Origin of the sequence: Photobacterium rosenbergii (assembly GCF_003026455.1) — a bacterium.
Taxonomy (GTDB): domain Bacteria; phylum Pseudomonadota; class Gammaproteobacteria; order Enterobacterales; family Vibrionaceae; genus Photobacterium; species Photobacterium rosenbergii.
This window is the reverse complement of sequence record NZ_PYMB01000001.1, coordinates 145,107-170,724: the sequence shown is the minus strand read 5'-3', so window position 1 is coordinate 170,724 and position 25,618 is coordinate 145,107. Positions and strand designations below refer to the sequence as shown.

The following is a 25,618-nucleotide window of genomic DNA, read 5'->3' as shown; positions in this document are numbered from 1 at the left end:
CTCTACTTTTCAACTCTGACAAACAACAAGTCACAAGGCATTTTTCGCAGCAAAGGTTCACTGCTAGACATAGTCAACTGGTGAAACCAACTTGATTCATGGTGCCCAAAGACAAGAAGATCAACATCGTACTCTTCAATGGCTTTAATGATTTGATCTTCTACATATCCAGCATAGAAAATATGCTTGAATATAGGGTAATCAGCCTCCTTTAACAGCTCAGCCATTTCCCGGACTGACTCGTTATGCACCGAATCATCAAACGCAGTAGGGTTAAATTCCCTCACCCCTTCGTATAACTCAGTAAAATCTGGATCAATATGAATCACACTCAGCAGTGCATCATGAGATCTCGCCTGTTGAGCGGCTTTCATTACTAAATATTCAGCGTTCGCATCAAAGTTCACAGCTAACAAGACATGTTTGTATTTCATCTCTTATTCCTCGAGAGGCAGGATTTATGAACACTATCAGTTTAGCTTACCGTGCGCATCTAAGAATTGTGACAGCCATGACCCGCTATACTGTTAGCCAGATGTCTGAAGTTTCACTAGTTTCATTCCTTCAGGCTACACGCGAACGTTTGGTTGAGTCTCTTTTCAAGGTTGTCGTATGTATCAAGAATCCTTTATCGATTCTCTCTCAATCTTTATCATCCTTGGATTAATTTTCGGGGCCATTGCCCTTATGTTTGAGTTTGGCTATCGCTTGGCACTTCGCTTTCCATCAAACGAATACAGTCAATCTATCAGCCCGATGGCAACCGGTCTTGCCAGTTTGCTTGCTTTCATCCTTGCCATAACATTCAGTATGGCGGCAGCAAAATCCGCAGACAGAAAAGAACTGGTTCTAACTGAAGCCAATGCGGTGGGTACAACCATACTGCGTACCGGGTTACTAGCAGAGCCCTACCGTTCTCGTAGTCGAGAACTACTACGTGAATATGTCACCCTTAGAGTGATAGAAAAGAAAAATGAACAAGAACAAAAGGTGAATACTGTCATCAAGGAAAGTGAAATCTTACAACTACAACTCTGGAATCAAGCAGTAGATTCTCACGGTAGTACATCACCAGAATTACTCTTGCTGTACATCAACTCTCTTAATGAAGTTATCGATGTACATACAGAGCGGGTCAACAAGGGGATTAGAGGACGTATCCCTGTCAGTATCTGGTTCACTCTAGGCCTGCTGACTTTTCTTACCATTGCACTAAACGGTGTCCAAGTTGGAGCACAGAACAAAGGCAGAGCGTTAGTTGCAGCCCTGCCCTTTGCTCTCGCTTTTTCTTTGGTGTTAACCCTGATTGTCGAACTCGACAGACCTGCGAGAAGTATTATCGAGATTAGCCAACAGCCCCTTATCGATTTACGTGATAGCCTAGATAAAGTGCTCTATCCCGACGGTGCCGGTAAGTTGAAACTGACCGAATAGAATTATACCGGCACTTTTGATTGATAAAGCGCTAGTTGTGCTTCAGGCTCCCGTTGCTGGCAAGTGGCACAATGTTTCTTTCCATCTAACTTGTACTTCATACAGCAAGTTTCCCGGCGAATATAGTTAATACTCATGTTATCTTGGGTTGCGGCCTTAACACTGTTCAGTTCAGCATATTTAGGTAATAAAGTCGCGAGCCAAACATCAGCTTTGGGAGTTAAACGCTCAATGAGTGCTTTATCACAGCCATGCTGGGTGAGTTTCTGGAACACCAAACCTAACGCATAACCAATCGCTCCCCAGTATTGAGGTGTGTTCACTTTCTGCTGCTTAAACTTATCCGCAAGATAATGGCCTACTTCAATAACAAAGTCTGATAGCATTCGATCCAAAGCTTGTTCCGATTCAACAACGTTTGCTTGAGATGTACAGGCAAGTGGATCGTCGGCTAAACAATAAAACGTAACATCCTTAGCAATACCTACACGCTTTAGTTTTCCATTCTCAGCCACATCAAGGCTAATTTGCTCAAGGGTTGGCATAAGTACACGGTTAAACTTCAGTCTCAGTGCGGCCAACCCTGAAAACAAATGAGCAGTGAAACTCTTCAACCACAATGAAGCACCGACTGCTAGGCGCGTATCGACATCCTGACTAAAAGCCATGACTGTCGACTCTAGGTGTTGTTCAGCCCATCCAGGTAAACACGTACCCACTTGGCCATATTGTAAACGAAAGAAAGGCTCTCGCTGATAAAGCCATTCGAGTTGAGATTCTAATGTGGGTTGTGCTGGCTCACCGAGCCAAATTGGCGCTAAGTCCGTGGATAAAGTCATCTTGTTGTCTACTTCGAGAGATACTTATTTAAGCTTTTTATGCTTGAATTTCAAAGCTCATCATTTTCTATTTCGTTGATTCTAACCTAACGAATGACGGGTTCAAGATCTGTAAACAACAAGATAAAAACATACCAAACTGAGCAAATACTCCACACACGCATAAGAGTTATGATGCATAAAGTTGATGAAGATCACGAAATCATGGGTTTTAACCGTATTGCAATACCATATAGCTTTAATTAGACAACACTTTTGTATATATTTCCTTGCAAAAGCAGCGTGGAGTTGGGACGGATGTCACACCCATAGCCAATAAAATCAATAATTAGCAACGTTGGTCAAACGTGCATGGATTGCATAGGAACTTTTACTTATGAGTAAGGATGCCAAACTGGTTAGGCAAAAACTGAAATCAGAAACACAATCAGCACTGAGTAAAGCAAGGATTGCGTTTCTAAGAGACTACCAAAAAGCCACGTAAGTGGCTTTTTTAGTAATCAGCAGGAACAACCATTCCCCCTAACACCACCTGTTTTACATTCAGTGAAGCATGAGGTGTCGCACTCGGTGTCATCATGGCATCATATTCATCGATACTATGCCGAGGAGAGATGTCCCGAGCTGAAATAGGCTCGACGGGATATGAAGCTTTTCTTTCCGTTTCTGCTTTAGCGGTAGGAGCCGATGTCTTAGAAAAATCCGGATTGACTTGATAGGTTGGCACATTTACGTAATCAGATGTGTCATCATCAAAGATTGACAGTTTATCCAGCGCTAAAGCCGCTAGTGCAAACCCAATAATAATAAAGTTGAAATGCATGGCACCCTCCTTTTCGCAATGCACTGTTTCTATTGATAGTCCACAATACAAATATGATCAAGATCACAGTGTGCACTTAATTCATTATTCATAACTCATAAAAAAGCCCCTCAGATGTGAAGGGCTCTCTAAATGCTGATTTTGGAAAGGCACTGTAAAAGCGTGCAATTCCTTTACTGCACTATCCCAGCACTTTTTCTATTTCACTTAAGCTCGATGGGTCATCAATGGTAGATGGCACCACATACTGCTCTCCATCAGCAATTTGCCTAATTACTCTACGTAGTATTTTGCCAGAGCGTGTTTTCGGTAACCTGTCGACGACCAGCGCCCGGTTAAAGCAGGCAACCGCGCCGATTTCGCTTCTCACTTTCATCAAGAGCTCTTTCTCAATAGCACCATCTGCCGAGAAGTAGCCGTCTTTCAAAACCACCAGCCCCAACGGAAGTTGTCCTTTCAAATCATCGTGGATACCAATGACCGCACACTCAGCGACAGCTTCGTGTCCGCCGACCACCTCTTCCATCTCACCGGTTGAAAGGCGGTGCCCGGCCACATTGATAACATCGTCTATCCGTCCCATGACAAATAAATACCCGTCCTCATCAATATATCCGCCGTCGCCAGAGACATAGTAACCGGGAAACTGGCTAAGATAGCCAGATTGGAACCTGTCATGGTTGCGCCACACTGTTGGCAAGCAACCAGGTGGTAGTGGGCGTTTAATGGCAATATAGCCCTGTTGGTTAGCCGATTTCTCTTCACCGGTTTCATCCAGTACCACAACGCCATATCCAGGGATCGGCATAGTGGCAGAGCCTGGCTTTATATCGAAGCTCTCAAGCCCCACAGGGTTTCCTGCAATCGCCCACCCTGTTTCGGTCTGCCACCAGTGGTCTATCACTGGCCGTCCAGTCTTTTCTTGCACCCACTCCAGCGTTGGCGGGTCTAGCCTTTCACCAGCCATGTATATCGCTTTAAGCTCATTCATTGGATACTCGGCAAGTAATCCCCCTTCGGGATCTTCTTTCTTTATTGCGCGGAATGCTGTCGGTGCCGAAAACAACACTTTAACGCCATATTCATTACAAACCCGCCAAAAAGCCGCAGGATCGGGGGTTTTCACCGGTTTGCCCTCAAACATGACCGTTGTACAGCCATGGATAAGGGGGCCGTAGACAATATAGGAGTGACCAACTACCCAGCCTACATCCGAAGCAGCCCAGAAGACTTCTCCAGGTTTGACGTTATAGAGAGTTTCCATGCTGTATTTCATCGCAACGGCATGGCCTCCGTTATCCCTAACCACACCCTTTGGCTTACCCGTTGTGCCAGAGGTATAAAGAATATAAAGGGGATCAGTGGCTTTCACTGATACACAAGGAGCCATCTCTGCTTTTTGTTTCAAAGCCTGCCAATCACGATCCCTTTCCTCGGTTAGTTCAGCCCGACAAGCATTACGCTGGAAAACGACCACATGTTCAGGTTTCCAGCGGCTATCCATAATGGCTTGATCAACCATTGGCTTGTAGGGAATGACCTTGTTTACTTCAATGCCACAACTTGCCGTTAGTATTAACTTGGGCTCGGCATCTTCGATTCGAACTGCCAGTTCATTTGGCGCAAAGCCACCAAAGACCACTGAGTGAATTGCGCCAATACGGGCACATGCCAGCATCGCCATGGCCGCTTCAGGGATCATCGGCATGTAGATCACCACACGGTCACCTTTTGTAACCCCCAACTCAGTCAGCATGCCAGCCGTCTTTGCTACCTGATCCCTTAACACCTGATAGCTGTACTGCACTTTGGAACCTGTTACCGGTGAGTCGTATATCAGGGCCGTCTGATTCCCTCTTCCGGCTTCAACATGCTGGTCTAACGCCAAATAACATGTATTTAATTCACCATCGGCAAACCAGCGCTCTATGCCATTCTCGTCCTTGCTTAATATATTTTTTGGAAACTGATACCAAGGCAATTTCTGTGCTTGTTGTTGCCAAAAATCTTGCGGTGCACTTTGTGCCAGTTGATATTCTTTCTGATATGCAGACATAGTGCTTCCTCCAGTATGTCCTGACATTGCTTCATCAAAGGGGTGTCATTCAAAAACATTATTCAAAAACATTGGATGGAACACGGACGAAGCCTTCCATCATGATACGCGCGCTACGGCTCATCATGACTTTCTCAACAACCCAGCCATGCTCAGCTTTTGTGGCCTGCGCCCCTACTTTCAATGTTCCTGAAGGGTGACCAAACGTGACTGATTCTTTACTCCCACCACCTGCAGCGAGGTTAACCAATGTACCCGGTACACTTGCCGCTGAAGCAATAGCCACTGCAGCGGTTCCCATCATGGCATGGTGTAACTTGCCCATAGATAAAGCCCGAACCAGCACATCTGCATTGTTCTCTGTCACCGTTTTGCCACTCGATGTTAGGTACGCTTTGGGTTTTGAAACGAAAGCAACTTTCGGTGTGTGTTGGCGTGTTTCGGCCTCTTCCAAATGGGATATCAACCCCATCTTCAATGCCCCATAAGCACGTATACGCTCAAACCTGGCCAATGCCCCCTCATCACTATTGATATCGCCCTGCAATTCAGTGCCGATATAACCGAGCGCTTCGGCGTCGATAAAAATGGTCGGGATCCCGGCATTAATCATAGTGGCATTGAAGGTACCGACTTCTGGCACTTCCAGATCATCGACAAGGTTGCCGGTCGGAAACATCGACCCATCACCATCAGCAGGATCCAAGAAGTCGACCTGAATTTCAGCGGCAGGAAACGTGACGCCGTCGAGTTCAAACTCACCGGTTTCCTGGACAAAACCATTAACGATAGGAACATGTATTTCGATTGTTTTCTCGATGTTGACCTGCCAGACACGTACTTTCACGATGCCATTTTCTGGAATTCGATCAGTTGGGATCAAACCCGCATGAATCGCAAAAGGCCCTACTGCCGCCGACAAATTTCCGCAGTTCCCGCTCCAATCAACAAAAGGCTTGTCGATTGATACCTGGCCAAACAAATAATCCACATCGTGATCAGCTTTGCCGCTTTTGGACACAATCACCGTTTTACTGGTACTTGAAGTAGCCCCACCCATACCGTCAATTTGCTTCGCATATGGATCAGGGCTACCAATGACCCGCATAAGTAATTTATCTCGGGCTTCACCTGCAACTTGTGCTTCCAACGGCAAATCGCTCAGGCTGAAAAACACCCCTTTGCTCGTTCCGCCACGCATGTAAGTGGCAGGTATCCTGATTTGCGATTGCGTACCCTGCTTAGGCAGAGAAGTTAAGTTTGTCATGTTCGCCCTCCCCCTATTGCGCCAAGAAATCTTGAGCAAATCGCTGCAGCACGCCACCCGCTTTATACACCGCGACTTCATCAGCAGTATCAAGACGGCACGTCACCGGCACATCCACTTTATCACCATTAGCGCGTGTTACCACCAAAGCCAAGTCGGTGCCTGCCTGAATATCGCCCACGACGTCATAGACTTCCGTGCCATCCAACGCCAACGTATTTCGGTCAATGCCTTGCTTGAACTGCAATGGTAATACGCCCATCCCAACAAGGTTGGTACGGTGGATACGCTCAAAACCTTCAGCAACTATTGCTTCGACCCCTGCTAAACGAACCCCTTTAGCAGCCCAATCCCGAGAGGAGCCCTGGCCATAATCGGCACCCGCAACAACGATAAGGGGTTGCTTACGCTCCATATAAGACTCAATGGCTTCCCACATGCGCACTACCTTCCCTTCAGGTTCGAGACGTGCTAGTGAGCCTTGGACAACCTCTCCATTTTCCCGAACCATTTCATTAAACAGTTTTGGATTGGCAAACGTCGCCCGCTGCGCCGTAAGGTGATCACCACGGTGAGTAGCGTACGAGTTGAAATCTTCTTCCGGCACGCCCATTTTCGCTAGGTACTCACCCGCCGCACTAGAAGCAAGAATGGCATTGGAGGGAGAAAGATGGTCAGTTGTGATGTTGTCACCCAAGACCGCCAGTGGGCGCATTCCAGATAATGTCCTCTCTCCGGCTAACGCTCCCTCCCAATAAGGTGGTCTACGAATATAGGTACTCATCGGACGCCAATCATATAGCGGGTTGCTATTACGTTGTCCTTCATCCAGTTTGAACATCTGGATGTATACCTGATTGAACTGCTCAGGCTTAACATGCTTACCGACAACCGCATCAATTTCTTCATCGGAAGGCCATAGGTCGTTTAGGAATACTGGATTACCTTGTTTGTCGGTTCCCAAGGCATCGCGCTCGATATCAAACCTAATCGAACCTGCAAGAGCGTACGCCACCACCAGCGGCGGCGAAGCCAAAAACGCCTGTTTGGCATAAGGGTGGATACGGCCATCAAAGTTACGATTCCCGGACAACACTGCAGTCGCGTATAGGTCCCGGTCGATGATCTCCTGCTGGATTTCAGGATCCAGTGCCCCACTCATTCCGTTACAGGTCGTACAAGCGTAGGCAACAATGCCAAAACCTAGTTTTTCCATTTCAGGCAAAAGACCGGCTTCTTCCAAATACAATTTGGCGACCTTCGAGCCCGGTGCAAACGAGGATTTCACCCAAGGCTTTCGTACCAAGCCCAATTCATTGGCTTTCTTGGCGAGCAAGCCTGCTGCCACCACATTGCGAGGGTTACTGGTATTGGTACATGAGGTAATGGCTGCAATAATGACAGCACCATCCGGCAACTCGCCATCTTTCTCCTGCCACTCACCGGAAATCCCTCGCGAGGCCAACTCTGACGTTGGTAGACGGCGGTGAGGATTAGATGGCCCTGCCATATTGCGCGAAACGCTAGACAGGTCGAATTCCAGTACACGTTCGTATTGGGCTGAGACTAAATCATCGGCCCATAAACCGGTTTGCTTGGCATAGCTCTCTACTAACTCAACCTGCTGTTCATCACGCCCAGTGAGTTTGAGGTAATTGATGGTTTGCTCATCGATGTAGAACATACCCGCTGTCGCGCCATACTCCGGGGTCATATTTGAAATGGTTGCACGATCACCAATGGTAAGATCCCGAGCACCTTCACCAAAGAACTCCAAATAAGAAGAGACGACACGCTCATTTCGTAAGAACTCAGTAATAGCCAGTACGATATCGGTCGCGGTAATGCCCGGCTGGCGTTTCCCGGTCAGGTTAACCCCAACTATATCTGGCAGGCGCATCATTGATGGGCGGCCCAGCATAACCGTTTCTGCTTCCAGTCCCCCCACGCCAATAGCAATTACACCCAAAGCATCAACGTGTGGTGTATGACTATCGGTACCAACACAGGTATCAGGGTATGCGACACCATTTTTGGATTGAACAACCGGTGACATTTTCTCCAAGTTGATCTGGTGCATAATGCCGTTACCCGCAGGGATCACGTTGACGTTTTCGAACGCGGTTTTACACCACTCGATAAAGTGGAAACGATCTTCATTTCGGCGTTCTTCAATCGCGCGGTTTTTATCGAAGGCTTCTGGATCAAATCCGGCATGCTCAACGGCGAGCGAGTGATCAACAATGAGTTGTGTTTCCACCACCGGATTCACTTTCGCAGGGTCGCCCCCCTGAACAGCGATAGCATCACGTAAACCTGCGAGGTCAACCAACGCTGTCTGCCCCAGAATATCATGACAAACTACACGGGCCGGATACCAAGGGAAATCCAAATCGCGCTTGCGCTCTATGATCTGCTTGAGGCAATCGGTCAGTGAGTCAGGATCGCAACACCTGACCAACTGTTCGGCCAATACCCGTGAGGTATATGGCAGGGTTTTGTAAGCACCGGGTGATATTTCGTTGACGGCCTCGCGGGTGTCGAAGAAATCAAGGCCGCTACCTGGCAGGGGCTTACGGTATTGAGTATTCATATTCATAATAAACATCCGTGATTTGAGGTATTAACTGCGCTTTTCAATTGGCAGCCAGTCCTGATGCTCAGGTCCTTCATAATCAGCACTCGGACGTATGATCCGGTTGTTGGCACGTTGCTCGAACACATGGGCAGCCCAACCTGTAACACGGCTCATCACAAATATCGGAGTGAACAATTTGGTTGGGATCCCCATAAAGTGATAGGCCGAGGCATGGAAAAAGTCAGCATTACAGAAAAGCCCTTTTTCCCTTTTCATAATCTGCTCTACACGCTCAGATACCGCATACAAATGTGTATCGCCAACATCGGCAGACAGTTTTTCCGACCATGCTTTAATTAAAGCATTGCGCGGATCAGATTCACGGTAAATCGCATGACCAAAGCCCATGATTTTGTCTTTGTTTGCCAGCATCTGCATAATGCCCGCTTCGGCTTCATCAGGTGTTTGCCAATTCTCGATCATTGCCATTGCCGCTTCATTGGCCCCACCGTGCAGCGGTCCACGCAGGCTACCGATAGCTGCAGTGATACAAGAATGAAGGTCAGATAAAGTGGACGCACAAACACGGGCAGTAAATGTCGAGGCATTGAACTCATGCTCTGCATAAAGAACCAGTGAACAGTGCATGACCTGCTTATGAAGCTCTGAGGGTGACTTGCCTGTCAGCATTTCAAGGAAATATCCACCAATGCTGTCTTCATTGCTATTGGCGGTATCAATACGTACACCGTCATGGCTGTAGCGATACCAATAACAAATAATGGCTGGCAACATGGCGAGAAGCTTATCGGTCTTCTCATCCTGCTCCGAGAAATCAAGCTCTTGGTCAAGGTTACCCAACATAGAGCAACCCGTTCGCATTACATCCATCGGATGGGCATCGGCAGGAATGGTTTCTAATACCAACCTTAGTGCTTCCGGTAACCCGCGAAATGTCATTAATGCTTGTTTGTAACGTTGTAATTCTTGTTTATTTGGAAGTTTGCCTTTCAATAATAAATAGGCCACCTCTTCAAACTCGGCATTATTGGCCAAATCAGTAATATCGTAGCCACGATAAGTTAATCCGGTACCGGATTTGCCCACGGTACAAAGCGCCGTTACACCGGCACTTTGCCCTCTGAGGCCCGCACCACCAATGGCATTGGATTTCTTTTCGCTTCCGTCCTTCTTTACATCAGCTACGGCTATCGCAGTCATAGCAGACTCCTTCTTCAGTTGTATTCACGATATTGAATGGATTGGGCTTCCCTCTTTATTGGCGGGATAAATAGTTACACTGATCCCCAGAGGTTATTTCCACCCTGTATTTCATATTATTCGAATTATATTTTTAGCCTTTAGCCTGCTATCTTATCAAGGCTGCTTGAATAGCTTATCCAAGGTTTGCTCGTAGTCGTGATAACCCAGGTAATGGTATAGTTCTTCACGAGTTTGCATTTGATCGACAACATTGCGCTGATGGCCGTCTTTCAACAAATGTTGGTATACATTCAGCGCGGCTTGGTTCATCGCCCTAAATGCAGACAGCGGATAAAGCACCATATCCACCCCACATTCAGCAAGCTCGTCAGTACTGAATAATGGCGTTTGGCCAAACTCAGTGATATTAGCCAGAATCGGCACTTTGACGGCATCTGAGAATTGCTGGTATTGTTCTAGCGTGTTCATTGCTTCTGGGAAAATCATATCTGCCCCAGCCTCGACACAAGCTTGGGCCCGCTCAATCGCTGAATCCATACCCTCAACAGCCAATGCATCGGTTCGAGCCATGATCACGAAATCAGGATCAACACGGGCATCAACCGCCGCCTTGATCCTATCTACCATTTCCTGTTGGCTGACGATGGCTTTATTCGGGCGGTGACCGCAACGTTTTTGAGCCACTTGATCTTCCATATGAACCGCAGCAGCTCCGCTTCGCTCCACTTCTTTGATGGTACGGGCAATATTAAAGGCACCACCAAATCCGGTATCAATATCGACCATCAGTGGCAACTTTGTAGCTGCAGTAATGCGACGGACATCTTCCAAGACATCATTCAACGTCGTAATACCTAAATCCGGTAAGCCATATGAAGCATTGGCAATCCCTCCCCCCGAAAGATATACCGCCTGATGACCGACCTGCTCTGCCATCATGGCACAATACGGATTGACCGTACCGACTATCTGTAACGGGTTGTTATTGGCTACCGCTTGGCGGAAGCGTTTCCCTGGACTCATGAGACCTTCTCCTTATCCTGCTTCAACTGCTGTTCAATTAACTGGCGGCTTCTCATAATGTGACGCCGCATCAACATCTCTGCCAACTCCCCGTCGCGTTCTTTCAACGCACTGAGAAGATGAAAGTGTTCCTTTAGGGCCTGCTCGGGGCGGGAATGTGAACGCTGAGACTGATAACGGTACATTCTCAGCAAGTGATATAGCTCATCACAGAGCAGGCTGATTAACTTGGTGTTGCGGCTAGCTTTTATCACCCGGTAATGAAAGTCGAAATCACCCTGTTGGTGGAAATACGACGCCCCTTCTACCTGCTCGATATGTTGATGGTGGGTATCTAGCAAGTGTTCTAAAGCGGCAAGCTCCTCGTCGGTGATATGCTCACAAGCAAGCCTCGCAGCCATACCTTCTAGGGCTTCGCGAACCGCATAAATCTCAATTAATTTTTCCTGACTTAAGGCAACAACCCGCGCCCCGACATGGGGAATACGCTCAACCAACCCCATGGACTCAAGGCGCATCATTGCCTCACGCAACGGCCCTCGACTCACTCCATAATGCTTGGCAAGTTCTGGCTCGGAGATCTTACTGCCAGCAGGATAAGTGCCACTGACAATCTGATCGATCAGTTGCTCGGTTAAGCTCTCAGACTTAGTGCCCTCTTTCTCAACTGGGCTGTCGACACTTTTCAGTTTTAAATCTTGCTTGCTCATCATTATTGTCAACAATTTCTTAACTTGTGAACAAATTTAGCGCTAAATTGCCACCCTTACAAGCCAATTGTTAACAATATGTATTAGACCTTAGTATAGATTGTCGACAATCTCTCATTTCAACTTATCCAAACCGGCATATTCAATGAGTTCAATGACGTTATTGTCGTCATCACGGAGAGAGCAAAAGAAAACGGCAGTGACTTTTCAGCCACTGCCGTCTGTAATATTGATCTTTTGGATTATGCTGTTGGTTTAGCGTCACCGGCCAAATGCTCGGTGGTAATCTCCACCTTTGGTTTACGCTGCGCAAGAATCACACCAGAGAGAACCATACCGCCACCAATATAATGGTAAACCGCTAACTGCTCGCCCAATGTCACGCTGGCAATAAGTGCAGTTAATACCGGCATCAGGTTCATGAACATTGCGGTGCGGTCAGCACCCAAGATTTCGATCCCTTTTAGCCAACACCAAGGTGCCAATACCGAAGCCGGCAAAGCTGCGTACATGATTAATGGCAATGATTCACCTGTGATTGCCATACGCTCGCTGCTCAACAACATTGGGGTAAGCATGGTTACCGCAAAGAGCCCCTGTACATAGACAGACTGCCAATTGTTCAGCGGCATTTTCCAACGCTTGAGCAATACACAGTAAAGCGCATACACAAAGGCGGCAATTAACAGCAGTGCATCACCCTGTTTGATACCTTGTGAAGTCAATGTACTGATATCACCGTGACCTAGCATGAACACCAAACCAGCCAACGAGAGTACAGCCCCCACCATAGCCAAAGGTAGCAGGCGCTGACCCAACAATGGGACACTCAAGAACATACTTAGCAAAGGCACCAAAGAGATGATCAGTGCCATATTGGTTGCTGTTGTCGTCGCAGCCGCGAAATAGCCCAACGACTGGTTAAGCACCATACCCAACAAAGCAAGAAACGCGAGCTTGGTCAAATGCGGCTTGATTTCATGACGCTTACGCCATACCGATGGTAGAACAAAGGGAGTTAATACCATCATGGCAAAAAACCAGCGATAAAAGGAGATCGCACCAGGGTCGATCACGCTGTAAGACATTTTGTTAACGATGGCATTCCCTGCCCAAATAATGACAGTCAGAAGAGGAAATAAATAGAACATGGTTTGCCTTTTAATTTGATTACGGGGCAATTGTGGCACGTCAGCTTACAAATAAATATCTCTAAAAAGACATCGTGATTCTATTGTCAGACATTTAAATTATTCACGGAGTGTTTTCTGTCTTCCATAACATTTCCCCGCATTCAAAATATTCAATAAAATATTGAAAAATATACATTTAAATACTTAACTATAAGTTCTCATCAAATTCATTCCCATTAAGAAAGAGTGATCTGTCTCACGGGAAAGCTGCTTGTATTTCCTCTCAAATGCATAAATTTCCTCTGTAGAATGACAGCTCTATTTTCTGTTTGTATTCTGGTCAGACCAGACTATAAATAAAATATGCTTCTCAGCCACTTCGAAAAGGACATCACAATGCGCAAAAACCTCAAAATCTACCAACAGATGAGTCGCCTCCCTTTTGGTAACAAGCTGTTCAGTTTTGTTGTGTGTCGCCTTGCCCCATACTTTGGAAGTATCAAGCCTAAAGTCACCGCACTAAAGCCAGGCTATGCTGAGGTGATAATTAAAAAACGCAGGCGCGTTACCAACCATTTAAATACTGTGCATGCCATTGCGATGTGTAATATGGCTGAATTAGCGGGTGGGATGATGACGGATGTATCTATTCCTGTAAAAAGCCGCTGGATCCCTGTTGGCATGACGGTCGAGTATCTGAAAAAAGCAAAGACCGATCTTACTGCTCATGCAAAAGGCGAGAATATCGATTGGAACACAGAGGGTGACAAACTTGTGCCCGTTGAAGTGAAAGACACTGATGGAAATTTAGTATTTCGAGCAGAGATTACGATGAATGTAAGGTTTACTTAATGCCATTCATATGATGGGCAAAAATAAAAAATGGCGCATTTAATGCGCCATTTATAATGTTCGTTAGTCGACCAGAGATAATTCTCGCTCTGGTTGTTTAGCCGATTCGCCATTGGGCAGCCAATGAAACATGTATTCGAATAACTGCTGCTCATCCATTTTGGCTAATTTGCCATGAATAAACGAGCTCATATCAATCAAATGATCCACCTTCGCCAGCGGCTGATAAGGCTCTTTAAAGCGACGCCAGATATCTGAATGATTGATATAAAAATTAGCGGCTGCCACAGCCTCTTCAAAGGTTGCGTGCTCAGAGATCAACCTCGGGCCATCCCAAGTCGCTCCATCAAGCACACAAACACCTATTTCCCCAGACTCTTCATACGTTAGTTCATCCACATAAGGGACATTCCACCAGCGAATGATCTCCTCAATAGGACGTTGCTCGTTGAGAGTATCAGAGCAGGGAAACTCGTCCATATTGAGTCTATTCCTTACCGGAATTTGACAAGTTGTAAAATCCATAGCCAACAATTTGCATATTTATATTTTTGCATAATCTTAGCTATCGTGCTGCATTTGTCAATTAATTTGGGATAAAAAATCTTGTGAAATTAGAATCTTAACCAAACAACATGCCAGTATTCAGCCATAAACTTATGCTTTATGGGATTTTCCCTACATCTTTAAAACATAAACGACCAAATACACTATTCCTTTAATCATTGATAAAAAGTGTTCTGGCTAGGCGAGCTAGATTATAAGCATCATCATAGCCAGAGTGCTGACGCCCTTCCCACTCGATTCCAGCCATTTCCATGGCAGCACGTTGACCACAACGTTTCTTGGTAACATGGCGTTGCAGTCTAAATAACGTGGCCAAGTTTAAGTATTCATCAAAGGGGACTTTTAACCCTTTCTCTTCACACTCTTTACGCAGGATGATGTCATCCCGCCCCCAAGCTGCATATATCTTATGTCGGCCACCAAATTTCTGTTCAACCGACTTCAGGATATGCCCAAGTGGCTTGCCATTCTTTTCAATGACTTCAGGCTTGATCCCAGTTAGTTCTGTGCAGAAGGGTGATACTTCATCATGATCCGGTTTTACAAAATGTTGAGCTCGGCGCACAATATCACCATTGGTTAGATCTAGTTCTGCAACGCCAATCTCAATGATCTCACCTGTTCTCGACTCTCGGCCATCGTTCCAACAGCACATTTCGAGGTCAAAACAGACAATACGGTTAAAATTCATCTTACTTCCGGATATCACGCTATAACTGGCACGAAGGATAGCATTTAGAGGCGGGTTAGCCAAAAATGAAAATGGTTAGCCGCTATTTCGCTAACCAAATATCATAAGCGATAGAATGAATTACGCGCTTAAATTGCACGATCCCTGCCCTGCAGCCTGAATTGCCAATTCTCGACTTCGTTGGTTTCTAAGCGTTGCTTGACCTTGCTCATCCAACTGTCAGACAGTTTTTCCTGCTGTAGAAGTAATTCCAAGCCTTTCTGGTTTAGCGGATCACCAAAAAAGATATCGCACACGCCTTTGAGTGACATCGCATTGGGTACACGCTCAATCAAGGTCAATGGTTCATCAACACTCACCATTCCGGGCTTAATCACGCGATATAGCCAACCACAACGACTGATCTCTTGCATGTCGACAGAAAAGCCCTCTACGCCCCAACGCTGATTCAATTTATAGCAAGGAGAGCGAGGTTGGCTAACTTCGATAATGGCTTCTCCCCATTGGAAACGGTCACCAAGGCAAACGGTTTCTTCTGTCATGCCCTCTGAACTGATGTTCTCCCCCATGCCAGGAGCGGTCCACTTAACATGGTCGCCATATTTTTCCGACCAGTATTGGTAGTGTTCCAAAGGATATTGATGGAGTGCACGCTCAGGACCGCCATGATGACGCATTTCAGCGCACTCATCACCTTCCAAGCCCGTTTCTGTCAGGTATAGCGCTCCCTTGACCTCGACCTTATCAATAGCTGTATTAAAGCCATAACGATGGGCAACCTTTCCGGTATATACATTTGTTAACTTATTAGTTGTACTCACTTCTTCGCCTCAATAGAATCGCTCACTAACTTATTAGCCATAATTATCGGCGTGCTAAATTTACGGCTTTGCACCGCAACACTCAACCCAATACCGGGCAATGGGATATGGGAAGACGATACCCTGCACTATTTTATCTAACTGGCCACCATTACGTTCGATGACAGTACGTGAAGCAATATTATCTTCATCTGCTGTGATCAACGCTTTATGAATACCGAGCTGGCAAGCTTTGGGCAAGGCAAGTTTAAGCATTGTAGTACCGTGCCCCTGACCTCGAAAGTTCGGGGCAACATCATAACCGATATGCCCACCTTCGAGGGCGAGGAATGGCGTTTCGATATTATGGCGCACACGTATTACACCAATAATTTCTTTCTCTGGGTTAACTAGCCAATAATGATGGCATGGAACATAGTCTTCTTTAAGGTTAACGCCATTTGATTCATCGTTTAATGTTTGAATATACCTCTCAAAGTTCTGAACGCCTTCAAGGTAATATTCTGCGTTAGCCACATCGTTATTGGCATAGTCATTATAAAACCGCTGGAAGGCCTCCATATATTCACGATTAGGAGAAATTAATTCCATCTACATAGTCCTTATTGAGTGAGCTCTTCTAGTGTTCTTATTATCCGATATTTCCCATTGTCACGGCTGAGAGTTTCTGGGCAGTACCAAACCGCACTTAACCCCGCCTCGACAGCCGGCAATATATCTTTGTCTAAGGTATCGCCAACCATAGTGATGTTCTGCGGTTCAGCATTCAATGCCAAAGCTATCTGCTCAAAGTACCTTGCCGTGCCTTTCGCAAAACCGGTATTTGCACGGCAAAAGTATCCCTTGATAAACGGGGCTAAGCCCACTCGAGCAAAAGCCAATTGGATTTCCTCAACGGAAGAGTCTTCAGCATTGGTGGCGACATAAATCTCGGCTTTCTCCGATAAGTGACAAAGCGTTTCTAGCGCTCCTGAAACAATGTCGACTTCAGGCCAATCACACATCGGGCCCTGATATTGCGGGAAGTCGACCATCAAGGTATCTCCCCAATCAAATAAATATATCTTTGCCATCTCGAATCCTTTCAGCCTGACAAGTTAATTTGAACGGTAATTTACGAAGAGAATGAATGTAGAGCTTCCAAAGCCTCAGCTGCTTTGGCGCTTTGCACAAAAACATGGTCATGATAATAGGCCGCGATCACATTGGCACTGATCCCCCGCTCTGCGAGCTTGCTTGCAACAGCTGCGGTGAGCCCTACCGCTTCTAAACTGGAGTGAACTGTTAAGGTGATCATCCGGAAAGTACCTTCATAGGCCAAACCTGCTTTATCAGCATTGTCCTTACCAAGTACCAGCGTCAGCCCTTCTTGTTCCTGAAACGTCGAGATGGGTGACAACCCCACATATTGCGATAAATCGCCCTCCACAGTGCAGAATACAAACTCTCCATCTTTGAGCTCCGGCGCCATTGATTTCAGTAATTGTTGCAGGTCGGTAATTCCACTCATGTATCCTCCTTGAACGTGATTTTATCTACGCTAAAAAATCGGCTTTAACATGACTTTTCAACCAAGTTTCACGAGTAATTTGATACAAACAGTGGCGCTCCAAATGGTGCCCTGTCGGCAGTTTGGGGTGGTCAAAATCTTGGCCAATGTTTGCCATTCCAATTTTTTCCATCACTTTTTGTGATGGAATATTCGATAAAGCCGTAAACGCATAGATGCTAGGAGCCATTAGCTCTTCAAATGCAAACTGCAACGCTTTATCAGCCGCTTCAGGTGCATAGCCTTTGCCCCAATAATCTTTGGCAAGCCGCCAACCGATTTCGATGAATGGCGCATTTGGGATGCCGGATTGCTCATCTTGGCTATGTAGACCGACAAAACCAATAAACTGTCCTGTTGCTTTCACTTCCACCGCCCAGAAGCCCCAGCCCCTTTCAGCAATTAATTGGGTGATCCTTGCCGCTTGGGCGTCACTTTCCTGCTCTGATAAAACAGCAGGAAAATACTGCATTACATCTGGGTCAGCATTGAGCCTAGCGTAGTCAGGGTAATCTTCACTTTTCCATTGCCTAAGGATTAACCTGTCGGTTTCTAACTCATGTGCCATCTGATTTATCCTTATACAACACGTAACCTCTTCACCAGTATAACCACAGCGTCATACAAAATGAGCCACTAAATTTAATATTCTGTTCGTATTAAATGAGGGGGGAAATAGACTTAGAGTGATTTAGACAGCAATCGCTGTTTTTCAGAAAATCCATAATGACGGTAAAATTCATTGGCGGTTTGGTTATTCGACCAAACATGTAATTCAACAGAGGTAGCCCCTTTCACTTCGGCCCAATCCTCAAATGTCGCCATAAGTTGGCGAGCAAAGCCTTTCCCCCGCTGGTGTTCATCGACCACTAACTCTTCGATATACCCATAACACCGACTGTTTGTCCAGCGCCGACCTGCGACATCGACGACAGAGCCTAGCAATGTACCAACCACATTCCCATCAACATCTACAACGAGTAGACACTGGTTGTTGTCGGCAATTATTTCTCTCAGTTCTTCCTCAGTAAGCACGTCTTCAGTCTTACTGACGATATCTGGTGCAATTGATGCATTGTGGTGGTTTTCCACAATAAATAATCGTTTTAGTGCTAGAAGATCGTTAATCGTTGCTGCCCTTATCGCCCTTGAGGATTTATCCATGCTTTTTTTGCTCGAAGTTCGCTTGCTCATGTTCAAGGGCTTGTTTCTGTCTGATTTTAATTTCCTGCCAGGACTCACCCTTTTCAATGCCTGAAATTCTTTCATGATACTTATTACATGCCCGAGCCAGAACATTGGCGATGTTAATACCCTCTTCTTCCTCTAGGGCAACCAAAGCATTGAGATAATCCCAGAGTACATCACCCAACTCATCTTCCAAGAAACATAGCCGTTGCTTAGCAACCTCTTCGTTTACTTCATCGACTTCTGCTTTTAGCTCTGAGAGATAGGTTTTGGCTCCATCGGACCATGTCGATGCTTTATCAATATCCGCCTTTCTTCGCGCCAGTCCTAATAATGTTTCCAGCTTCTCCATCATTTCCCTAATCAATCAGTCGCACTAGTTTATCTCTGGATAGCCAGTCGTTCGCGGTCAGCTTTTTTCAGTTTCGCCACCACCAACTCGAATGAGCGATCAATCAAGCCTTTCAACATGCCATCTTCAATCTCTTCGGTTACCGAAACCGTAATCCAGTGCTTTTTATTCATGTGATAACCCGGTTTAATCGCTGAAAATATCGACGTCAATGCTTCATTATCTGCGGGCGCCCCTTTGAGGTTAATATCAACCACACCGTCATTGACAATAATGAGGGCAAACATCTTACCCAGCACCTTGAACACCATTACATCTGCGCCAAAAGGATAATCCAGCTCGGCTTCTGGTAACATCAGCATAAAGTCGACAATCTCTTGTTTGTTCATCGCAGTCCTCTTTAATAATTAGCGAGCTGTTCGCTTTGCCATAGGGTGATCGGGATTGAGTTGCAGGAGATCCCACAGGTTACCGTAAAGATCTTCAAAAACCGCTACCGTGCCGTAGTCTTGCTCTTGTGGTTCACGAATAAATTTAATGCCGTCTGCGACCATTCGGTTGTAGTCACGCCAAAAATCATCGGTATTCAAGAACAGGAACACCCTTCCTCCTGCTTGGTTGCCAATGAAATCGATCTGCTCAGGCTTTGAAGCTCTCGCCAGAAGTAAGGTTACCCCATTAGAATTTGGCGGAGATACCACAACCCAGCGTTTATCCTGCTCTGGTTGATAAGTGTCTTCAATCAATTCAAACTTCAACTTGTTGACGTAAAAATCTAGCGCTTCGTCGTAGTCTTTTACGACAAGTGCAATATGGACGATATTCTGTTTCACTTTGATTCCTTTGTGCGAAGACAACCTTGTTTAGTCAATATTAACTTTCATATGGTTGGAAGGGCTGCTGTCGACAAAATTCGCCCAAACATGATCATACACCTGCCTTTGGCCCGGAAATGGCACCAAAGACTTAGCCTCTTCTAAACCGACCCAGCGGTACTCTGTATGCTCTTCATTAAGGGTAACAGGTTGATTGGGCGGGCATAGTACAGCAAAGACCGGTATGATTTGCAGCACATTCACTTTAGCTTCAAAAAACTGCTCTAAAAACTGGGCGTTATAAAGTTCTGATACAGAGATTTGTGTCTCTTCATAGAACTCCCTCACGATTGCCTGCCAGCCCTTTTCCTCCCCCTCGATAGAGCCGGCGACATGACACCAGTAGTCACCTTTTACTCGCTTCATCAATAGCATTTTCATTTCGCCATTAATTTCCGACAGAGCAACACCTGAAACTATCGACGTATTAACCGGGATCTTTTGTGTAATCGTCACTTATTATTATTCCTCTTTTGGCACATACTGCTCAAAGACCTGCTGCGCAGTCATTTTTTTCGTGTCATTACTGAACTCATAATATTCAGGCTTTTCATCAATGAATATTTCACTGACTAGTTTGAAAGCTTGGTCCTGAAACAATCCAGCAGAAACAATATATTCATCATTGGCTAGTAGATGATAAAACAAGTGCGAACCACAGGTTCCACAAAATACCCGCTCAGCCCATTCTGAAGACCGATACACCACTGGTTGTTGCCCTTCGATTTTAACCTTTGAATGACAATGAACCGCAAACAAAGGGCCACCAGACCATCTACGACACATATCGCAATGGCATAGCCCAACTTCAGTTTGATCATCAGCGGTTAGCTCGATAGCCCCGCACAAGCATTTCCCTTTCATCTTAATCTCCTTCAACCCCTACTAGAAGTTTAACTCTATGTTGAATAGGAAGTTATTGTGACAGGTGATTCTATCGGGTTCTGTGACAACGGAAGGGACTAAGCAAAAAAAAGCCCTCACCGATTGGCAAGGGCTCTAGAATAATTAAATCAGCAATCAGTCTTTTTTCTGACGTTTACTTTTTGGCACGTAATTCAAAATAGAAATCGGCACCGGCTTTCTTGGCTCAAAGCCTTCAACTTCACGACGCTCAATCAAGTGGCCCAAACGGCTCTCAATCATGCACAGGTTCTTGAAATTATCTTTCGAGACAAACGAGATGGCCTCGCCCGATGCATCCGCACGGCCAGTACGGCCAATACGGTGAACATATTCATCCGCAGGGAATGGCAGATCATAGTTAACTACGCGTGATAGTTCTTCAATATCAATACCACGGGCACCCACACCAGTTGCCACAAGATATTGGATTTTACCTGCTTTGAAGTCTTCCAATAGCTGTTCACGGACTTTCTGGCTACGTCCACTGTGGAAAGCTTCTGCAGCAATGTCGCGCTTTTCCAACTGCGATACCAATTTAGCAGCACCGTGCTTAGTTTCAATGAAGATCAACGCCTGATCCCAGTTGTTTTCTTTGATCAGGTGGCTCAGTAACGCTGACTTCTTATCTTTATCAACTGTGATCAACCACTGCTCGATATTGGCTTTGGACGCTTGATTGGCAGCGATACTGATCTCATGCGGGTTTTCAACCACAGACTTAGCCAAGTCACGAACTTTGTTAGACAAGGTTGCAGAGAACAGCAGGAATTGAAGCTCTTCAGGCAGGCGATCAATGATCTTGTTGATGTCATCGATAAAGCCCATATCCAGCATACGGTCGGCTTCATCAAGCACCAGCATTTCCACTTCTTCAAAGTGAACCGCACGCTTGCCATACATATCGAGCAAACGGCCCGGTGTCGCTACCAACACATCCACACCGTCAATCAAGCGCTGCTTCTGCTCTTTTTCATCAACACCACCATACATCGCCAGTGATGTCAGGCCTAAGTGTTTACTGTATAGGGTGATCTTCTCTTCTACTTGAACAGCAAGCTCACGAGTAGGCACAAGGATCAACGCACGGATACGCTTTTTGCGCTGCGTTCTACCCTGGCTGAGTTTTTCCAGGATAGGCAAGACAAAACTCGCAGTTTTACCTGTACCGGTTTGCGCCGCTGCAATCAGGTTTTTACCCTGCAAAATAACAGGGATCGCCTTGTTCTGGATGGTAGTTGGCTTGCTGTAGCCAAGTTCACTGACCGCTTTGGTTAATGACTCGCTGAGCCCAAGTTTAGAGAATGGCATAAATCGCCTCTAATTGTACTGAAACTAAATATGGTAGAGCCGCCTCTACATGAAGCGCGGGAGTGTACCACGAACATGATCGTCACGAGACAACTTTCCTATCAAGCGTAGCGAATTTAAAACAAAAAAATCATTGAAGCTCAATCCGCTAGCGAAAAGAACTAAACCCATCATTGCTACCTGTTACTCAACACTACGAAGAAATGCACCCAGCCACTCCCATTTATAGACCTTGTATAAGCGCCCGTAACCGAAATACTTAGCACGAATGTATAAGCTCTCTAGTTTGGTTCGATTGACTTCCGTTACCATCAAATAATACTCCATACCGTAAAACGGGCGCATTCTATACTGTATAATCCGGTTTGCATATATTTTTAAGGTATATTTTTTATGCTTGTTATAAGTTACTGAAATCTAGGCTACCTTCTCTACCACCTTGCCAATACACAAAACGCCTGATGAAATCCATCAGGCGTTTTGAAAAATAAGCACGTTACATTTGAATAAGCAAAAACTACATAAAGCTCACCTTCGGGTTTCGCTCTTCGTTGATGTTGTTTTTGCTAAAGGTCTCATGGTAAATCTGCATGAAATCTTCACGGATCAACTGCTCAAGATGCGTCGCCATTTCTGTCGGGCAAAACAGCATGATGTGTACGACCTGCTCACCCGTTGCGGTCGTTGTGATATGCACATGGGGATCTGGTCCCGGTAGGTCAACGCCTGCGTGCTTTTCAATTACCCCGTTGTAGCGCCTCGCAACATCAATGAACTCTTCACAGTGTCCTTCGATTTGTTCGATTAGTTCAGGCACAGTGACATACAAATTGACGAACTCTTTAACAGTAATACTGAAGCTGTGGTACACATAGCGCTTCATAAAGTTAAGGTTCTTCACTGGATAAGTGAAAAACATACTATTCGGCAAGGTGGCCGTTTTACCCGTGAAATGGTATTGCCCATGGTGAAGATCGATCTCTTGGATCACCGTTGCCATCATATTGTGCTCGATAACCTCTCCGCAAAGGGAGCCAACTTCGATCCAATCCCCAATTCGAAAAGAACGGGCACTGGCACGCTGAATAGAGCCAGTGAAACAAAGGATGATCTCTTTAGAGGCAACCACAATGGCGACGGCAATGGCGGTGACCGACAACGCAAACTCGCTGATCTCAGACTGCCAAAGCATGAACAGCACCACCACCATAATGGTGAAAGTGCCGTTTTTAGTTCGCGACATCCATTTTCGCTGGTGCTCTGATACAAACGCGACATCACCGCGAATTTGTTTTAGAACTAGCCTGCGGAACATCAGAACCAGCGCAATGATCAATACGCTTAACAATAATTTGTTTTCTAGAAAGAAATCGATAACCGGTAATAACTTCTCTGGCATGAGCGCCTCTTCTCACTCCTACTTATAAACCTATAAGTGACTACCTGCTAAACTCCCACAGTTTTCACCCAAAATCCAGTTACAACAAAGTACCAATGTTTAAAACGCTAGCGCATTAAAAAAAACCTACGCAGTCAGGAGTGATTTCCTGCAGATCCACTTAATCAGGCACAATATTTCAAGGCAAAAACACAACAGCAAAATATCGCATGGGATAAAGATCACCCTCCAAACTCTCTATCCAACCACGATAATTCAGATAAAAACTCTGGTATCAGGCAACACATCAATCTTTACCCCCAACAAGTAGCGCCCCGACTATATTTACCTATCAATATTTTTTGATATGCACATATTTCTGTTTGCATGACTAGATTTCAAGGCAGTTTCATTGCGCCTTGCCACAACATCATAATTTTCAATAAAACCCAAAAACATTATTCCGCACAAAAATAGATGACTTCCAAGATAAATGTACGTGCAACAAAATTTCTTAATCACCAAGGTGGGCATCTATGGAAGGACTGACATACCGACAAGCATCCAGATTTTTGGATATAGCAACAATGGGAATAAAGCAGGGAGAAATTGAAGCATTTCTGACTATCAATAGCCGCAGCAGCTGGATAAACAGCCAGCTTTCAGAGCCCTATGAAAGCCACAAAGAACGAACTCTCTACCAGGCCCAACAACGTGGTAGTTCATCGACCTCACAAGAAATGCGGGTGAGTGCCTGGTTTGATATTGCGTTATGGAAAGGGGCACAACTGCGTCAGCGTATGGCTTTCGCCCTAAGCCAGATTTTAGTTGTCGGCGACCGTGATGCCCAATTGGCCCCCTACCCCACAGAAATGGCGCATTACTACGATATCCTTACCGAATACGCCTTCAGCGACTATAAAACGCTGCTCTATCACGTTACCCGATCACCGATAATGGGCCACTACCTCACCATGGTCGGTAATCTACCCAAAAGCCACACCGGCGTTAACCCAGACCAAAACTATGCCCGGGAGATTATGCAGCTCTTCACCATTGGGCTTGAAGAACTCAATCTCGATGGTACCCCTAAACTTGATGGCAACAACCAGCCTATCCCAACCTACGACGATACAGACATCGAGAATATGGCACGAGTTTTCACAGGCTGGTTTATGAATGGCAGCAGTATGGAAAACCCTATGGTTGCCTATGATGACTCCCACGACATGGAAGCCAAATCAATACTGGGAACTGATTTCCCTGAAGGTGTGGGGGCTGAAGCCGAACTCGATCAAGCATTGGATTTATTGGTAAACCACCCCAATACGGCACCATTTATCAGTACCCTGCTAATTAAACGGTTCGTCACTTCCAACCCAAGACCAGAGTATGTTGCCAGAGTAGCCTCAGTATTTCGCAATTCGGCAGGTAACTTAGGTGAGGTCATTACCGCTATTTTGACCGATAGTGAGGTACTAAAAGACAACGACCAACATGTAGCAAAATTGCGCGAACCCATTCTTGCAATGACCTATTTTTATCGCGCCATGGATGCCTACCCGGGTAAAGGCGGTGACATCATCTACAATCCGATGAACTACGCAGATACGTTTGGCCAGTACCCACTAGGCTCCCCTTCCGTGTTCAACTTCTTTTCTCCCGATCACCGCCCACAAGGCGCATTGCAAAATGCCAACCTGACGTCACCAGAGCTTGAACTTATCGATTGGAGCCAAGTGATCAAGACCAGCAATGTCTTCTATCGTACGATCCTGAACTACGGCCAAGATCGTAATAAAACTAACAATAAGCAAGAGATGTATATCGCACCGGTTGACTTCGAAGATGCTGCAAACAATCAAGACAAAGAAACCATGATGTCACTACTCAAAACTCGCTTTTTACACGGCGAGATGGCTCCTGAGTTAGAAGCAAGGATTGGGGCAATCTATGACACCCATAACAATAAGTATTATGCCGTTCCCAAAATGATTTTCTTTGCCGTCATTTCCCCTAACTTCATGGTACAGGAGTAGCATCT

At 45.7% G+C, this 25,618-nt stretch carries 28 protein-coding genes; 3 read left to right on the top strand and 25 right to left on the bottom strand.

Going from position 1 to position 25,618, the window contains the following annotated elements; translation table 11 throughout:
• Window positions 1-2: 2 nt before the first annotated feature.
• Window positions 3-434: a universal stress protein gene (locus C9J01_RS00815; RefSeq protein WP_107296211.1), complete on the bottom strand. Its 432-nt coding sequence runs from the start codon at window positions 432-434 to the stop codon at window positions 3-5.
• 178 nt (window positions 435-612) lie between these two features.
• On the opposite strand from C9J01_RS00815, the gene C9J01_RS00810 reads away from it, so the two are divergent.
• Entirely contained in the window at window positions 613-1,434 is an 822-nt protein-coding gene (locus C9J01_RS00810) for a bestrophin-like domain (RefSeq protein ID WP_107296210.1), read from the top strand.
• Between the two features lie 2 nt (window positions 1,435-1,436).
• On the opposite strand, the gene C9J01_RS00805 is transcribed toward C9J01_RS00810, so the two are convergent.
• From C9J01_RS00805 to C9J01_RS00765, 9 genes are all read right to left on the bottom strand, one after another.
• The gene (locus C9J01_RS00805) at window positions 1,437-2,273 is read right to left on the bottom strand and encodes a (2Fe-2S)-binding protein (RefSeq protein ID WP_107296209.1); all 837 of its coding nucleotides are present in this window, start codon (window positions 2,271-2,273) and stop codon (window positions 1,437-1,439) included.
• Window positions 2,274-2,766: 493 nt separating this feature from the next.
• Window positions 2,767-3,096, bottom strand: a complete 330-nt coding sequence (locus tag C9J01_RS00800; RefSeq protein WP_107296208.1) for a hypothetical protein — start codon at window positions 3,094-3,096, stop codon at window positions 2,767-2,769.
• 181 nt (window positions 3,097-3,277) lie between these two features.
• Entirely contained in the window at window positions 3,278-5,152 is a 1,875-nt protein-coding gene (locus tag C9J01_RS00795; RefSeq protein ID WP_170114870.1) for a propionyl-CoA synthetase, read from the bottom strand.
• 58 nt (window positions 5,153-5,210) lie between these two features.
• Entirely contained in the window at window positions 5,211-6,419 is a 1,209-nt protein-coding gene (gene prpF / locus C9J01_RS00790) for a 2-methylaconitate cis-trans isomerase PrpF (RefSeq protein WP_107296206.1), read from the bottom strand.
• A gap of 13 nt (window positions 6,420-6,432) precedes the next feature.
• On the bottom strand, window positions 6,433-9,018 hold the full coding sequence (acnD, locus tag C9J01_RS00785) for a Fe/S-dependent 2-methylisocitrate dehydratase AcnD (RefSeq protein ID WP_107296205.1): 2,586 nt from the start codon (window positions 9,016-9,018) through the stop codon (window positions 6,433-6,435).
• A 24-nt stretch (window positions 9,019-9,042) separates the two neighbouring features.
• Window positions 9,043-10,218 (bottom strand): bifunctional 2-methylcitrate synthase/citrate synthase, encoded by a 1,176-nt coding sequence (gene prpC, locus C9J01_RS00780; RefSeq protein WP_107296204.1) that lies wholly within the window; start codon window positions 10,216-10,218, stop codon window positions 9,043-9,045.
• A gap of 156 nt (window positions 10,219-10,374) precedes the next feature.
• Entirely contained in the window at window positions 10,375-11,244 is an 870-nt protein-coding gene (prpB, locus tag C9J01_RS00775) for a methylisocitrate lyase (RefSeq protein ID WP_107296203.1), read from the bottom strand.
• The gene (locus C9J01_RS00770) at window positions 11,241-11,954 is read right to left on the bottom strand and encodes a GntR family transcriptional regulator (protein WP_107297373.1); all 714 of its coding nucleotides are present in this window, start codon (window positions 11,952-11,954) and stop codon (window positions 11,241-11,243) included. The genes prpB and C9J01_RS00770 overlap by 4 nt, the downstream gene beginning before the upstream one ends.
• 242 nt (window positions 11,955-12,196) lie before the next feature.
• Window positions 12,197-13,105, bottom strand: coding sequence for a DMT family transporter (locus C9J01_RS00765; protein ID WP_107296202.1), 909 nt, complete (start codon window positions 13,103-13,105; stop codon window positions 12,197-12,199).
• A gap of 378 nt (window positions 13,106-13,483) precedes the next feature.
• Between C9J01_RS00765 and C9J01_RS00760 the strand changes: the two genes are divergently transcribed.
• Window positions 13,484-13,939, top strand: a complete 456-nt coding sequence (locus C9J01_RS00760; protein WP_107296201.1) for a hotdog fold domain-containing protein — start codon at window positions 13,484-13,486, stop codon at window positions 13,937-13,939.
• Between the two features lie 63 nt (window positions 13,940-14,002).
• Here C9J01_RS00760 and C9J01_RS00755 read toward each other — a convergent pair whose 3' ends face one another.
• The 15 genes from C9J01_RS00755 to C9J01_RS00685 all read right to left on the bottom strand — a co-directional run bounded on the left by C9J01_RS00755 (window position 14,003) and on the right by C9J01_RS00685 (window position 23,595).
• Window positions 14,003-14,419, bottom strand: a complete 417-nt coding sequence (locus C9J01_RS00755) for a hypothetical protein (RefSeq protein WP_107296200.1) — start codon at window positions 14,417-14,419, stop codon at window positions 14,003-14,005.
• Window positions 14,420-14,657: 238 nt separating this feature from the next.
• A complete protein-coding gene (locus C9J01_RS00750; protein ID WP_107296199.1) occupies window positions 14,658-15,197 on the bottom strand; it encodes a 3'-5' exonuclease in 540 nt (179 codons plus the stop codon).
• Window positions 15,198-15,325: 128 nt separating this feature from the next.
• Window positions 15,326-16,018, bottom strand: coding sequence for an MOSC domain-containing protein (locus C9J01_RS00745; RefSeq protein WP_107296198.1), 693 nt, complete (start codon window positions 16,016-16,018; stop codon window positions 15,326-15,328).
• Window positions 16,019-16,078: 60 nt separating this feature from the next.
• Window positions 16,079-16,609 (bottom strand): GNAT family N-acetyltransferase, encoded by a 531-nt coding sequence (locus C9J01_RS00740; protein WP_107296197.1) that lies wholly within the window; start codon window positions 16,607-16,609, stop codon window positions 16,079-16,081.
• 11 nt (window positions 16,610-16,620) lie between these two features.
• Complete coding sequence (locus C9J01_RS00735; protein WP_107296196.1) at window positions 16,621-17,091, bottom strand: HAD family hydrolase; 471 nt, start codon at window positions 17,089-17,091, stop codon at window positions 16,621-16,623.
• Window positions 17,092-17,132: 41 nt separating this feature from the next.
• Window positions 17,133-17,528 (bottom strand): ACT domain-containing protein, encoded by a 396-nt coding sequence (locus C9J01_RS00730; protein WP_107296195.1) that lies wholly within the window; start codon window positions 17,526-17,528, stop codon window positions 17,133-17,135.
• 25 nt (window positions 17,529-17,553) lie between these two features.
• Entirely contained in the window at window positions 17,554-18,135 is a 582-nt protein-coding gene (locus C9J01_RS00725) for a GNAT family N-acetyltransferase (RefSeq protein WP_107296194.1), read from the bottom strand.
• A gap of 113 nt (window positions 18,136-18,248) precedes the next feature.
• Window positions 18,249-18,731, bottom strand: coding sequence for a GNAT family N-acetyltransferase (locus tag C9J01_RS00720; RefSeq protein WP_107296193.1), 483 nt, complete (start codon window positions 18,729-18,731; stop codon window positions 18,249-18,251).
• A complete protein-coding gene (locus tag C9J01_RS00715) occupies window positions 18,724-19,107 on the bottom strand; it encodes a MazG nucleotide pyrophosphohydrolase domain-containing protein (RefSeq protein ID WP_107296192.1) in 384 nt (127 codons plus the stop codon). Before C9J01_RS00715 ends, C9J01_RS00720 begins: the two co-directional genes overlap by 8 nt.
• A 29-nt stretch (window positions 19,108-19,136) precedes the next feature.
• Window positions 19,137-19,496 (bottom strand): MmcQ/YjbR family DNA-binding protein, encoded by a 360-nt coding sequence (locus tag C9J01_RS00710; RefSeq protein WP_107296191.1) that lies wholly within the window; start codon window positions 19,494-19,496, stop codon window positions 19,137-19,139.
• A gap of 18 nt (window positions 19,497-19,514) precedes the next feature.
• Window positions 19,515-19,940, bottom strand: a complete 426-nt coding sequence (locus C9J01_RS00705; RefSeq protein ID WP_107296190.1) for a VOC family protein — start codon at window positions 19,938-19,940, stop codon at window positions 19,515-19,517.
• A gap of 30 nt (window positions 19,941-19,970) precedes the next feature.
• A complete protein-coding gene (locus C9J01_RS00700) occupies window positions 19,971-20,363 on the bottom strand; it encodes an NUDIX hydrolase (protein WP_107297372.1) in 393 nt (130 codons plus the stop codon).
• A gap of 81 nt (window positions 20,364-20,444) precedes the next feature.
• Entirely contained in the window at window positions 20,445-20,846 is a 402-nt protein-coding gene (locus tag C9J01_RS00695; RefSeq protein ID WP_107296189.1) for a GFA family protein, read from the bottom strand.
• A gap of 156 nt (window positions 20,847-21,002) precedes the next feature.
• Window positions 21,003-22,196, bottom strand: coding sequence for a DEAD/DEAH box helicase (locus C9J01_RS00690; protein WP_107296188.1), 1,194 nt, complete (start codon window positions 22,194-22,196; stop codon window positions 21,003-21,005).
• 517 nt (window positions 22,197-22,713) lie between these two features.
• Window positions 22,714-23,595: a mechanosensitive ion channel family protein gene (locus C9J01_RS00685; RefSeq protein WP_107296187.1), complete on the bottom strand. Its 882-nt coding sequence runs from the start codon at window positions 23,593-23,595 to the stop codon at window positions 22,714-22,716.
• A 515-nt stretch (window positions 23,596-24,110) separates the two neighbouring features.
• Here C9J01_RS00685 and C9J01_RS00680 point away from each other — a divergent pair.
• On the top strand, window positions 24,111-25,613 hold the full coding sequence (locus tag C9J01_RS00680; protein ID WP_107296186.1) for a DUF1800 domain-containing protein: 1,503 nt from the start codon (window positions 24,111-24,113) through the stop codon (window positions 25,611-25,613).
• The last annotated feature ends 5 nt before the right edge of the window (window positions 25,614-25,618 follow it).